General features: G+C 56.3%; 14 protein-coding genes. All 14 read left to right on the forward strand.

What is annotated here, in order from left to right; translation table 11 throughout:
• Positions 1-125: 125 nt before the first annotated feature.
• The 14 genes from C8P63_RS09960 (at position 126) to ggt (ending at position 12,945) form a co-directional block, all read left to right on the forward strand.
• The gene (locus C8P63_RS09960; protein ID WP_108023724.1) at positions 126-1,076 is read left to right on the forward strand and encodes a ring-cleaving dioxygenase; all 951 of its coding nucleotides are present in this window, start codon (positions 126-128) and stop codon (positions 1,074-1,076) included.
• Positions 1,073-1,678: an alpha/beta hydrolase gene (locus C8P63_RS09965; protein WP_108023725.1), complete on the forward strand. Its 606-nt coding sequence runs from the start codon at positions 1,073-1,075 to the stop codon at positions 1,676-1,678. The genes C8P63_RS09960 and C8P63_RS09965 overlap by 4 nt, the downstream gene beginning before the upstream one ends.
• A gap of 74 nt (positions 1,679-1,752) precedes the next feature.
• Positions 1,753-2,583, forward strand: coding sequence for a M23 family metallopeptidase (locus tag C8P63_RS09970; RefSeq protein ID WP_170109596.1), 831 nt, complete (start codon positions 1,753-1,755; stop codon positions 2,581-2,583).
• Positions 2,576-3,439 (forward strand): M50 family metallopeptidase, encoded by an 864-nt coding sequence (locus C8P63_RS09975; RefSeq protein ID WP_108023728.1) that lies wholly within the window; start codon positions 2,576-2,578, stop codon positions 3,437-3,439. Before C8P63_RS09970 ends, C8P63_RS09975 begins: the two co-directional genes overlap by 8 nt.
• A gap of 471 nt (positions 3,440-3,910) precedes the next feature.
• Positions 3,911-4,222 (forward strand): 50S ribosomal protein L21, encoded by a 312-nt coding sequence (rplU, locus tag C8P63_RS09980; RefSeq protein WP_108023730.1) that lies wholly within the window; start codon positions 3,911-3,913, stop codon positions 4,220-4,222.
• Positions 4,223-4,238: 16 nt separating this feature from the next.
• Complete coding sequence (locus C8P63_RS09985; protein ID WP_108023732.1) at positions 4,239-4,577, forward strand: ribosomal-processing cysteine protease Prp; 339 nt, start codon at positions 4,239-4,241, stop codon at positions 4,575-4,577.
• Between the two features lie 31 nt (positions 4,578-4,608).
• Positions 4,609-4,908 (forward strand): 50S ribosomal protein L27, encoded by a 300-nt coding sequence (rpmA, locus tag C8P63_RS09990; RefSeq protein WP_108023734.1) that lies wholly within the window; start codon positions 4,609-4,611, stop codon positions 4,906-4,908.
• 97 nt (positions 4,909-5,005) lie between these two features.
• Positions 5,006-5,734 (forward strand): Spo0B domain-containing protein, encoded by a 729-nt coding sequence (locus C8P63_RS09995; protein ID WP_170109597.1) that lies wholly within the window; start codon positions 5,006-5,008, stop codon positions 5,732-5,734.
• A gap of 18 nt (positions 5,735-5,752) precedes the next feature.
• Positions 5,753-7,030 carry a GTPase ObgE gene (gene obgE / locus C8P63_RS10000; protein WP_108023738.1) on the forward strand — a complete coding sequence of 426 codons (1,278 nt, stop codon included), beginning with the start codon at positions 5,753-5,755 and terminating at the stop codon, positions 7,028-7,030.
• 20 nt (positions 7,031-7,050) lie between these two features.
• Positions 7,051-8,262: a NupC/NupG family nucleoside CNT transporter gene (locus C8P63_RS10005; protein ID WP_108023752.1), complete on the forward strand. Its 1,212-nt coding sequence runs from the start codon at positions 7,051-7,053 to the stop codon at positions 8,260-8,262.
• Between the two features lie 153 nt (positions 8,263-8,415).
• Positions 8,416-9,606: a poly-gamma-glutamate synthase PgsB gene (gene pgsB, locus C8P63_RS10010; RefSeq protein ID WP_108023740.1), complete on the forward strand. Its 1,191-nt coding sequence runs from the start codon at positions 8,416-8,418 to the stop codon at positions 9,604-9,606.
• Between the two features lie 20 nt (positions 9,607-9,626).
• Complete coding sequence (gene pgsC / locus C8P63_RS10015; protein WP_108023742.1) at positions 9,627-10,076, forward strand: poly-gamma-glutamate biosynthesis protein PgsC; 450 nt, start codon at positions 9,627-9,629, stop codon at positions 10,074-10,076.
• 14 nt (positions 10,077-10,090) lie between these two features.
• Positions 10,091-11,293, forward strand: coding sequence for a CapA family protein (locus C8P63_RS10020; protein ID WP_108023744.1), 1,203 nt, complete (start codon positions 10,091-10,093; stop codon positions 11,291-11,293).
• Positions 11,290-12,945: a gamma-glutamyltransferase gene (ggt, locus tag C8P63_RS10025; RefSeq protein WP_211308271.1), complete on the forward strand. Its 1,656-nt coding sequence runs from the start codon at positions 11,290-11,292 to the stop codon at positions 12,943-12,945. The genes C8P63_RS10020 and ggt overlap by 4 nt, the downstream gene beginning before the upstream one ends.
• The last annotated feature ends 155 nt before the right edge of the window (positions 12,946-13,100 follow it).

Genomic DNA, 13,100 nt, shown 5'->3' on the forward strand with positions numbered 1-13,100 from the left:
GCCGCGGAATGTTTTCCCAAACCGTGGGAACCGGTTGACGAAGTGAAAGCCGGGGGTTACAATACTGACAAAAATATAGTAACTATACTTCATTTAGTATTGTTGGTTTGAGAAAGGAGATTCCCATGAGAAAAGAGACCGGCGGCATTCACCATATTACGGCGATTGTCGGTCAACCGCAGGAAAATGTGGATTTCTATGCAGGTGTGTTGGGTCTCCGGTTGGTAAAACGTACGGTCAACTTTGACGACCCGGGGACATACCATCTGTATTTCGGAAACGAATCGGGGCATCCCGGGACGATTATGACGTTTTTCCCCTGGCCCGACGCCAGAAAAGGACGGATCGGTGCCGGTCAGATGGGGGTGACCACCTTTGCCGTCCCGGAGGGAAGTCTCGACTTTTGGCAGGACCGCTTGAAAGCCTTCGGTGTTTCGGTGATGAAAGCGACCCGATTCGGTGAAGAGTTTTTGCAGTTTGACGACCCCCACGGCTTAAAATTGGAACTCGTGGCCCGCCGGAAAGGGGCCAACAGCCGTTGGTCCGGCGGGGGGATTCCGGAAGAAATGGCGATTAAAGGGTTCGGGGGCGGAATCCTGTATTCCGGACTTCCGGAGAAGACGATGGATTTTCTGGAGAACGGATTGGGGTTGTCCCGAGTCGGTGAAGAGAGCGGTTATGTCCGGTTCCGGTCGAAGGATACGCTCGGCAACATCGTCGATGTGTTGAAAACACCTCCCCAAGATGGCTATATGGGGGCCGGTACGGTACATCACATCGCCTGGCGGGCAAAGGATGATGAAGACCAACTCGAGTGGAGGACCCATGTGGCCCAATACGGTTTTCAACCGACTCCTGTCAAGGACCGTCAATATTTCAAATCGATCTATTTCAGAGAACAAGGCGGTATCCTGTTTGAAATTGCCACAGATCCGCCGGGGTTCGAGCGGGATGAGCCGAAAGAAGCCCTGGGAAGCAGCCTGAAGTTGCCTCCGTGGCTGGAACCCCACCGGGATAAAATTGAGAACCTCCTTCCGGCCGTCGACGTGCGGAAGCGGGAGGGGGACGGAGAATGAAGCACCTTTTCCGGGAAGGAAAAGACGGCCATCCGACGCTGCTTTTGCTCCACGGCACGGGAGGCAACGAGAAAGATCTCCTGCCCCTGGCACAGATGATTTCTCCTGATTCCCCGGTTTTGAGCGTACGGGGAAACGTTCTGGAAAACGGGATGCCCCGGTTCTTCCGGCGGTTGGCGGAAGGGGTTTTCGACGAGGAGGACCTTCTGAAGCGAACTCAGGAGCTGAAGGATTTTCTGGATGACGCCGCACGGCAATACGGTTTCGACAGGCGCCGGTTAGTGGCCGTCGGCTATTCCAATGGCGCCAACATGGCCGGAAGTCTCCTTTTCCATTACCCTCAGTCACTGGCCGGGGCCGCTCTTCATCACCCGATGGTTCCCCGGCGGGGGATCCAATTACCCGATTTGACCGGGATTCCCGTCTGGATCGGAGCCGGACGGAACGATCCCATCTGTGCGCCGGAGGAGACAGTGGAGCTGAAGGGACTGCTGGAAAAAGCCGGTGCGGAAGTGGAGGTTTCATGGCAAAACGGCGGCCACCAGCTTACCCGGGCCGAAGTGACGCAGGCGGCCGATTGGTTTCAAAAACATTTTCTTTGATGATGACCCGGCTTAAATGCCGGGTTTTTGCTTGGGCATATCCCGATGAGACAAGTCATAGGATGTACCAATCCATGGCGGAACAAAAAGGCGGTGGAAGTCTCATGCGGGAATGGTCCAGGGGAGTGAGCAAAAGACGGGAGAAGCGGGTCCGGGAGATCAAAGAAGGAAAGAGGTTTGCGCATCCGGGGGATCCGGGAAGCGGGTTTCGTCTTCCGTCAACAAAAAAGCAAAGCCACCCGGCGGGCAAATGGGACGAGCTGCCCTGGAACCGGTCGGGGGACTGGATGGGGGAAGGAATGAGAAAAAAGAAGGAGAGCCGTCTGCTCATCCAGGTATTTTTATCATTTTTTCTCCTGACCGGCACTTACTTGGTGTTTCAAACCCAGACACCTTCAGCAAGAGTTGCCCAGGCTTTCATAGCGGAAGTGATGGAAAGGGATTACAACTTTGAGGGAGTGGCCCGATGGTACGAACGGAACATCGGGAGTGCCCCGGCCTTTCTCCCTGCTTTCGAGGGAAAGAACAGTCCATCAGGGGATCGGAAACCGGTCGCTTGGGTTGCTCCTCTGAAAGGAGAGGTGGTCCGTCCGTACCGGGAGGGAGAAAAGGGGGTGGTGATCCGCGCCACGTCCAATGCCCCCGTGGTCTCCGCGGCGGAAGGCTGGGTCGTGGAAGCGGGCCCCGAGAAGGGGCTGGGACAGACGGTGGTCATCCGTCACGCCGACGGACAGGAGAGCTGGTACGGGTGGTTGGGGAAGATCCGGGTGAAGGAAAAAGATTGGGTCAAAGCCCGCGAACTTCTCGGGGAAGTGGGAGGGAGAGACGGTGAGCCCCTGCTGTTCTTCGCCCTGAAACAGGGAGGAGAATTCGTCGACCCGACAGGGGTGGTGCCCATTGAATGAATTCTTTCCCTGGAAAGAAATCCGCATTCGCATTCACGGACTGTTTTGGGTGGTGATCCTGTCTTCTGTATGGACGGGGCAATTCATGGAAGTAACCACCCTTTTTGTTTTGGTGTTCATCCATGAGCTGGGACATGTGACGGCGGCCCGGTCCTTCGGATGGCGGATGAGAAGCATTGAACTTCTTCCCTTTGGAGGAGTGGCACACAGCGATGAGTGGGGAACCGTCTCTTCCAGGGAAGAGATCGCTGTCGCTTTGGCGGGCCCGTTTCACAATGTGCTGATGGTTTTGTTCGGGTATGTCTTTTTCCGGTTGGGATGGTGGTCCCAGGAGTGGATGGAATACTTTGTCCGTGGGAATGCCCTGATGGCGGGTTTCAACCTGCTTCCGATCTATCCCCTCGACGGGGGAAGGGTGCTGCAGGCGATTCTGAGTTACCGTTTGCCTTACCGGACCACTCTGGAGTGGAGCTTGGCCGGAAGTCTGGCCGGCGGTGTTTCTCTTCTGATGTACAGCATTTCGGGGAAAGGATGGGACCTGAATCTGGCCATTATCGCTCTGTTCCTGATATACTCCAATGTGACGGCGTTCAGACAACGGGATTATCAGTACATGCGCTTCCTGATTCGCCGAAGGGAAGGATACGTTCCCGCCCATGCCCGAATTGTCCGCCTTCCCGTCACCCGGGAGGATGCCCTGCTGTCCGTTTTGAAAAAACTGCGGAAGGAAGCGTATCACATCCTGATGGTGAAAGACCGGCGGGGCCAGTGGCGGCCGTTACCGGAGGAAGCGGTGTTTCGGCACTTCTTCGATGACCGGAAAACCGACGGTCGGATCGGGGATCTGATCGCCTGACATCCGACCCCCTGGAAGCGTGTGATTTAATATTCATTTCGAGAAAAGGGGGAAGCGTTTTACCCAAAATAGCGACTTTGCTGTCCTGCCCAGCGGAGAATCAGCCTGCAAGGGCGTTCAGGGGCAAAAGCTTCTCTGTGTTGCATCCGAAGGCGTTTTGCCCCTGCCCGCAGCAGGATGATTCGGAGCGGACAGTTCCTGCATCCCTGAAGGACAGCACAGCGAGACCGGGGAGCGTAAGCGACCCAGGCGAGACTTGTGCTCTGTGCGGAGCGGCTTTGGGTAAATGCTGCCGCTCACTTTTTCACAACGCTTCTAGGTTGACAAGTGAGGGGGTCTGTGGTACGATTTCTTTTGTGTAATCTGCGCTTGCTCTCCCGGAGTAAGCTGATACCGCTCAGGCTGGGTATGGAAAAAGGGGGCCCACTCCCACCCAGGCTTGGCGAGTCTTCACAAGAAGGAGGTTCCGGGATGTACGCACTGATCGAAACCGGCGGCAAACAGTACCGCGTCGAAGAGGGACAAGCGGTCTTTGTTGAAAAACTGCCCGCAGACGTGGGGGAAACGGTCACTTTTGATAAAGTGCTGCTCGTCGGCAAAGAAGACGGCACCGTGATCGGCACCCCCGTGGTGGAAGGCGCCAAAGTGACCGGGAAAGTGGAAAAGCACGGCAAAGGGAAAAAGTTGACTGTCTTTAAATTTAAGCCGAAGAAGAACTACAAACGGAAACAAGGGCATCGTCAACCCTTCACCAAAGTGATGATCGATAAGATCGAAGCCTGACGGGCGGCAGAATTCCATGATACGGATTTCGCTCTTCCATGACGGTGAAGGACGGTTGGAGCGAGTGGTCCTTCAAGGGCATGCCGGTTATGCCGAAGCGGGAAAAGACATCGTCTGCGCGGCGGTCACCGGCATTGCGATCGGCCTGACCAATGCGTCGGAAACCCTGTTGGGGGTGCGCATCCATCAGGAAGACGTGGATGAGGAAGAAGGCGGCTATCTCGACTGCCGGCTTCCGGAAGATCTCGATCCCGAAAAAAGGGAACGGGTCCGCTTCCTGCTGGAAGCGATGGCAGCCTCTCTCCAATCGGTGGCGAAGGAGTACCCTTCATATGTTCGTATGATCCGAAAGTGAATCACCATCTTTTTTGAAGGAGGTGGACACCATGCTGAAAATGAACCTTCAGTTCTTCGCCCAGAAGAAAGGGGTCGGCTCCACCAAGAACGGTCGGGACAGCATCGCCAAACGCCTCGGCGTGAAGCGCGGTGACGGCCAACTGGTGAACGCCGGCAGCATCCTGGTACGTCAACGAGGGACCAAGATCTATCCGGGGATCGGCGTGGGCCGCGGCGGCGATGACACCCTCTTCGCCAAAGTGGACGGCGTCGTGAAATTCGAACGGATGGGGCGTGACCGCAAACGGGTCAGCGTCTACCCGGGAGAAGAAGTCCAGATTCAAGCTTAAGGGTGCAACCCCGGCAAATAGGCCGGGGTTTTTTTATGGACAAATATCCATTAAAATGAAGGGGCCTCCGAGCACATTAAAAGATGGGAGAGGTTGGATGGCGTACGGATGGTCCGTTTGGTTGAAGCGAGCCGTGCCTCTGGGCGGGGGGCTCCTGCTGCTTTCCGTGCAACCCTGGGGATGGCCCGTCGGAATTCCGATGGGTTTGTCTCTTTTTGCGGTCATCCTCTGGGGATTGCGTCATCAAGAGAGAGAATGGGAGGAGCGTACCCGGCGGGATCGAATTCGCTCCCAGCTGCGGCTTATCAGCCGGCAACGTCATGATTGCATGAACCATATCCAGGTATTGCTCGGGTATGTTTCCCTGGGGAGAACCGAACGGATCGCTCCCTACCTTCAGGAGTTGTCGGAACGGTTGACGATGGAACGGGAGGCCTCGAGGGTGGGTTCCCCTTCCCTGGCCTTGGCCCTGATCACTCTCAACCAGCGTTTCCCGGAGTGGCGGTGGGTGACGGATATTGACGAAGAGGCCGCCCGGTTGCCGCAAGGGTTGGGGGAGTGTGCCCGGCTTTCCCTGATGGAAACGGCCGGCTGGCTGCAAGAATATGCCGAATCCGATACGGAACCGGCGGACGTCTATCTGAAGCTGATACGGAAAAACGGCGACCTTCGGTTGACGTTGCAGCCGGAGTGGGAACCGGCGTCGGTGAAAACGGGTGATTGGGAAGGGCTTCGGGAAAAACTAAGTTCGGAGGGAATAATTCTGGAAAGCTCCGGACCGGAAGAAGGCATCCGGATCCGAATCCGATCAGAAGGTCATACATAGAACAGGCGGTGTCACGATATGTTTGTCGACAAAGTAAGGGTCTTTGTTAAGGGAGGCGACGGGGGGAACGGCATGGTCGCTTTCCGAAGGGAGAAATACGAACCGCGGGGAGGCCCGGCGGGCGGTGACGGCGGCCGGGGAGGCGATGTGATTTTCCGTGTGGATGAAGGACTGCGGACACTCATGGATTTTCGATACCAAAAGCATTTCAAGGCAAAGAAAGGTGAAAATGGACGTTCCAAGAGTCAACACGGAAAAAACGCGGACCCGCTGGTGGTCCGAGTGCCTCCCGGCACGGTGGTGAAAGTGGCGGACACGGATGAAGTGATCTGTGATCTGACACGTCACGGCCAGGAAGCGGTGATCGCGAGGGGAGGTCGGGGCGGGCGGGGAAACATCCGGTTTTCCAGCCCGAAAAACCCGGCCCCCCATGTGGCGGAAAACGGAGAGCCCGGAGAAGAACTCTGGGTGGACCTGGAGCTGAAACTTCTGGCCGACGTCGGTTTAATCGGTTATCCCAGCGTGGGGAAATCCACCCTGCTGTCCACCGTCTCTCACGCCAAGCCCAAAACCGGCGCTTATCCTTTCACCACGATCCACCCCAATCTGGGGGTGGTGGAAGTGGAGGAGGGTCGGAGTTTCGTCATGGCCGATCTTCCGGGTCTGATTGAAGGAGCTCATGAGGGTGTCGGTCTGGGACATCAGTTCCTGCGGCATGTGGAACGGACTCGGGTGCTGGTTCATGTGGTGGACATGTCGGGTTCCGAAGGCCGGGATCCCTACCAGGATTGGGTGAACATCAACAAAGAACTCACCATGTACCGGGAAAGCCTGTCCCGGCGTCCCCAGGTGGTGGCCGCCAATAAAATGGACCTTCCCGGTGCGAAGGAAAACCTGAAGCAATTCAAAGAATCCGTGGGGGAGGAGATTCCTGTTTACCCCGTATCCGCGGCCACCCGGGAGGGGCTGAGGGAACTTCTGTTCGCGGTGGCCGATCTTCTCGATTCGATTCCGGATGAGGTTTTCGCCGAAGAAACGGAAGAGGAGCGAAAAGTGTACCGAAGCCGTGAACCGGAAGAAGCCTTTACCATCCGCAAAGAAAACGAAAAGTTTGTGGTCGAAGGAGACCGGGTGGAGAAACTGGTCAAGATGACAAATTTTCAATATGATGAGTCGGTGGCGCGTTTTTCCCACATACTGAAGGAAATGGGAGTTGAGGATGCTCTTCGCGCCAAGGGGGCCAAAGTCGGCGACACGGTTCGCATCGGGGACATGGAATTCGATTTCCAAGAATGATGTCGGAAAAGGTGATGATGATGAAGGTCTTGTGGGGGATCGGCGGAATGGCTGTCGTCCTGTTGATTGCCTGGCTGTTGTCCGTCAACCGGAAGGCCATTCAATACCGGACCATTCTGGGAGGATTGGCCATCCAGCTGGGGTTTGCTCTGATCGTGTTGAAGTGGGAGACGGGAAAAAGCGCCCTGCGCTGGCTGAGCGGAAAGGTGCAGGCCCTGGTCAACTTTGCCAACGAAGGGATTCAATTTCTGTTCGGGGATCTGTTAAAAGGCAATGAGGGTCCCATCTTTGCGTTGCAGGTTTTGCCCATCATTATTTTTATCTCGTCGCTGATCTCCGTTCTCTATTACCTGGGGATCATGCAGTGGATCATCCGCTTGCTCGGCGGGGCGGTCTCCAAGCTCCTCGGTACGAGCAAAGCGGAATCCCTTTCCGCCACGGCCAACATCTTTATGGGGCAGACGGAAGCTCCGCTGATGGTACGGCCGTATATTTCCCGGATGACCTCTTCGGAACTGTTTGCCGTGATGACAGGAGGCTTCGCCTCTGTGGCGGGGTCGGTGATGGTGGGCTACTCCCTTTTGGGAATTCCCCTGAAGTATCTGCTGGCAGCCAGTTTCATGGCGGCACCGGCGGGGCTGGTCATCGCCAAGCTGATGGTGCCCGAGACGGAACGTCCCCAAACCATGGACAAGGTCAAGGTGGAACGGAACACGGACCACACCAACGTGATCGATGCAGCGGCCTCCGGGGCGCTGGACGGTCTCCGTCTGGCAGCCAACATCGCGGCTTTGCTCCTCGCGTTCATTGCGTTGATCGCTCTGTTCAACGGGATCTTGAGTTACCTGGGGGTGCTCATCGGTTACCCGCAACTGACGTTGGAAAAAGTGTTGGGATGGGTGTTTTCGCCCCTCGCTTTTATCATCGGAGTTCCCTGGTCGGAAGCGATGACGGCGGGCAACTTTATCGGTCAGAAAATCGTGTTGAACGAATTTGTTGCCTATACGAACTTTGCCCCGGAGATCGACACGTTGACTCCGAAAACCGTGGCAGTGGTCACCTTTGCCCTGTGCGGCTTTGCCAACTTATCCAGCATTGCCATCCAGCTGGGGGGGTTGGGCGGAATGGCCCCCGAGCGCCGGGGTGAAATCGCCCGATTCGGCCTGAAAGCGGTTCTGGCCGGAACCCTGGCTTCTCTTCTGAGCGCGTCGATCGCCGGGATGCTCGTTTGATCTCTGCCCAGCCTTCTCTTTTATGAGAAGGCTTTTTTGTATTATAGGATTCCAAATAAAATATAAACGAAATCTTAACATCCAAGTGTTTCAATATTACTGCTCCATTTTAAACCTAAAAGTGGCTTTATTTTTCGGGAGATGTGAAAAGGGATGTTCTTGATTCCTGTTTTGGCCGGCTTGGTTTTTTTTCTGGGAGTGTGGGAGTGGAGGCGGCATCGAAAAGCGATCGACTCCATTCCTTTGCGAATCAACATCAACGGGATCAGAGGAAAATCAACGGTGACCCGGTTGGTCACCGGGATTATGATGGAAGCGGGACTCCGAACCGTGGGGAAAACAACGGGAACCCAGGCCCGGATGATTTATTGGAACCGTGAAAAGGAGGAACCCATCATCCGGCGGCCCGAAGGGCCCAATATCCGCGAACAGAAGGAGGTGGTGGCCAAGGCCGCCCGTCTGAAGGCGGAATGCCTGGTGAGTGAATGCATGGCGGTCCATCCCGATTACCAGATCGTGTTTCAGGAACGGATGCTCTGTGCCAACGTGGGCGTGATTGTAAACGTCCTGGAAGACCATATGGATGTGATGGGCCCCACGCTGGACGAAGTGGCTGAGGCATTCACGGCCACCATCCCATACAACGGGCACTTGGTGGTGAATGAAAGCCCTTACGTTCCTTATTTTGAAGAAATCGCACGGAAACGGGGAACCAAGCTCCATGTTTGCGACACGTCACGGATCCCCGAAGAGTATCTGCGCCGATTCGGTTACATGGTGTTTCCCGAAAATGCGGCCTTGGCTTTGGCCGTGGCCGAGGCGGTGGGAATCGACGCAGAGACGGCTTTCCGCGGCATGTTAAACGCGCCCCCGGATCCCGGGGCGATGAGTATTATTCCCGTCGGTGACCCCGTTCGGCCCGCCTGGTTCGCCAACGGGTTTGCCGCCAATGATGCTTCATCCACCCTGAATATTTGGCACCGGATTGTGGAGCTGGGCTATCCCACGGAACGGAAACCCGTGGTGATCATGAATTGCCGTCCGGACCGGGTGGATCGGACCGAGCAGTTCGCAGTGGACGTGCTGCCGAAAATCGAAATGGACACGCTGGTGGTGATCGGACAGTCCGTGCGTCCGGTGGTGGAAGCTTACCGGCGCGGCCGGGTCCCTGCCGATGGCCTTCTGGATCTGGAAGGGGCATCCACCCGGGAGATCATGCGCCGCCTTCATCCCCTCCTCCGGGACCGCGTCGTATACGGAGTGGGAAACATCCACGGTGCCGCCGAACCGCTGTGTGAACAACTGGAGCAAATGAGAAACCATGCGATCGACAGTGCAAGTTGAACGAGTGGGGGGAACCGGGTTTGTTTGGTTCGGACTTATATATCTCATTGGTGATCGGGGTCGTTTTCAGTTTGCTTTACGCTGAAAAAACCGGGGTGGTTCCGGCCGGGCTGGTGGTGCCGGGATATCTGGGTCTGGTCTTTGACCAGCCCCTGTTTCTTTTGGTCGTTCTCTCTTTAAGTTTTTTGACGTATCTGATCGTCACCCAGGGGATCGGTCGAATCACCATTCTGTACGGCCGCAGGAAATTTGCGGCGATGTTGATGACGGGCATTCTTCTGAAGTTGGCTTTTGACTATTTTTATCCCATGGTCCCGTTTGAAGTGCTTGAATTTCGCGGGATCGGCGTGATCGTTCCCGGACTGATCGCCAATACGATTCAAAAACAGGGATTGATCCCCACTGTGGGAAGCACGATGATTCTTTCGGGGCTGACCTTTCTGACGATGTTTGCTTACTATCTGTTTTGAGGGGAGGGACCGGGATGAAGAAGCTGCATTTCAAACAACGGATGCTTCGTTGGACGAAGAAGCAAAAAAAGAAAGCTCCCCTTCACACCGCCGTCGCCTTCTTTCTGACACTGGGCGTGCTTGTGTCGGTCCCGTTCCTGTCCGGGGAGGACGAGGTTTCCGCCGGCACCGGCGGAACCGGAAATCCGAAAGAAGTCCTCAGCATGACCATGGTGGGAGACATGATGATGGGTCGTCACGTGGGGAAGGTCGTGCAAAGGAGCGGATATGATTCCCTCTTTGACGGCGTTCGCTCTCACCTTCGATCTTCCGATCTGGTAACAGGAAACTTCAACCAGCCCCTCCTGTTGCAAGATCCGGAGCAATATCCGAAACTGCAGGACAAAATCCTGCTTCACACCGGTCCTGGAGCGGCAAAGGCTCTTAAGAAGGCAGGTTTCACCTCGGTCAATCTGGCCAACACCCACATGATGGACTATGGCGGACCCGGCATGGCCGATACCCAAAAGGCACTTCGGGATGCGGACCTGCCCGGCGTGGGGGCCGGACGGGACCGCTATGACGCCGAAAGGATTGTTTACCAGGACGTCAACGGGATCCGGGTGGCCACGCTGGGAATGACCGATGTGGTGGAGAAAGGGACATCGGTGAGGCAGAATCGGCCGGGAGTCCGTTCCGCCAATCTGAAATCGGTGTTGCCCCTCGTCCGGAGTGCGGAGAAGAATGCCGATCTGGTTGTCGTCCATATCCATTGGGGAGTGGAGTACGACAGCAATGTCCACCCGCGTCAGCGGGCGATCGGGAGAGCCTTGGCGGACGCCGGGGCAGACATTGTGGTGGGTCATCATCCCCATGTGCTGGAACCCGTTGAATTTTACAAAGGGGCGATGATCCTGTACAGCACGGGAAACTTCATTTCCGATCAGGGGTGGTCCCGGACCAAGGAATCGGCCCTGTTCCAATATCGCCTTTTCAAGGATGGGAGAGCCTGGCTGGAGATTCATCCCCTCCTGATCCGGGAAGGTCGGCCCCGGCTTCTGGACGGTGGTTGGGGGGCGTACCGGAGGGAACGGGTCTATCTTCAGGTGACGGATCAACCCCTGTTCAGTGAAGCATTTAAACGGATGTGGAAACGGAAAGGGAACCGGCTGGTTCACGAAATGGATCACTCCCGGATCCTGAAAGCAAGGGCAGGGAAGGAAGGGGGTAATCGATGAGTTCCAGAACGTTAAACCTGGCACTTACCATTATTTTGGTTTTCGGGATGGCCGGTGTGACCTATTTGGAGTCTCAAGGGAATCCGGCATACTCTTCCGAAGCGTTTTATCGTTCCAGTCTGGCCGGGGAAGGGAAACAGAGGGGGGGCAGCGTCGCTTCCGCCCATCCTTTGGCCACCCAGGCGGGGATGGAAATCCTCTCAAGGGGAGGAAACGCCGTGGACGCGGCGATTGCGGTGGCCTACGCCCTGGGGGTGGTGGAGCCCCACGGTTCGGGAATCGGCGGGGGCGGAACCATGCTGATCTATCCCGGGGGCGAAAGGAAGCCCGCGGTCTACGATTATCGCGAGGAGGCCCCCCGCAACGGGAGGCCATCCACCTTGGGAATCGGAGTTCCGGGGTTCGTCAAAGGAATGGAGGCCGTGCATCAGGATTACGGCACGTTGGACATGAAGGAGCTGATTGAGCCCTCCATCCGTTTGGCGGAGGAGGGGTACCAGATCTCTTCCATCGATGAATCCCGGATCGAAAATGCCGCTTACCGGATGCCGGTGGACGAATTGCCTCATTTTTATCCCGAAGGGGCGGGGTTGAAGAAGGGCGATATTCTGAAACAGACCGAATTGGCGAGGACGTTGGAACAGATCCAACAAGGCGGCTCCGATGTGTTCTACCGCGGATCCATCGCCAGGGAGATGGTCCGCAAGACGGAGGCCCTCACCATGCAGGATTTGGCGCGGTATCAAGTCGAAAAGAAACAACCGATCAAAGGCGAATTTGCCGGATATGAGGTTCTGGCCCCCCCGGCTCCTTCAGGCGGCATCATGATGATTCAGATGTTGCAGATGATGGAAAGGTTGAAGATCGAAGAGACCAAAGACAACCCGGCCGACTTCATCCACCTGACAGGGGAGATCTACAAACGGAGTTACCGGGATCGGTTGCACAAAATCGGGGACCCCAACTTTGTGCAAGTGCCACAAGCGGAATTGATCTCCCGCGCTCATACGGATCAATTGGCTTCCAGCATCGACAAGAAGAAGCTCTCACCGGAATACCGTTTCGAGCTGGACTCCCGGGCGGACGAAGAAGACCATGACAACACCACCCACTTCGTGGTCGTGGATAAAGACGGCATGATGGTCTCCGCCACCAACACCGTCAGCAACTTTTTCGGTTCGGGTGTGTACGTGAAAGGGTTTTTTCTGAACAACCAGTTGAAGAACTTCAGCATCACGTCCAAGTTTCCCAACCGTTGGGCGCCCGGAAAAAAACCCTACAGCTACACCACCCCGATGATCCTTGTGAAACCGGGAGAGTCGATCATCGGAATCGGAAGTGCAGGCGGGCGGCGGATCCCGGCCATGGTGGGCCAAGCCCTGGCCCGCCACCTCAAATTCGGGGAGCCCTTAAAAGAGGCGATCCGATCACCGAGGTCCTATGTCGAAATCCAGAACGACACGGTCGCCATGGAAAAAGAGTTCCCGCCGTCCGTCCGCAACGAACTGATGAAGAGGGGCTATCCGGCCACCAGCACCCCATCTTCCCTTTATTTTGGAAACATCCATACGATTAAGCTGGATCTGAAGAACGGTCGGCTGGAGGGTGCCGCGGATCCACGCCGGGACGGCACCTGGCGGGTGGAGCACTGACCGGCACATAGAAGCGTTGTGAAAAAGTGAGCGGCAGCATTTACCCAAAGCCGCTCCGGCTGCACTCACAGAGCACAAGTCTCGCCTGGGTCGCTCGCTCCCCGGTCTCGCTATGCACTCACAGAGCACAAGTCTCGCCTGGGTCGCTCGCTCCC

The organism is Melghirimyces profundicolus (genome assembly GCF_003054245.1).
Taxonomy (GTDB): Bacteria; Bacillota; Bacilli; order Thermoactinomycetales; family DSM-45169; genus Melghirimyces; species Melghirimyces profundicolus.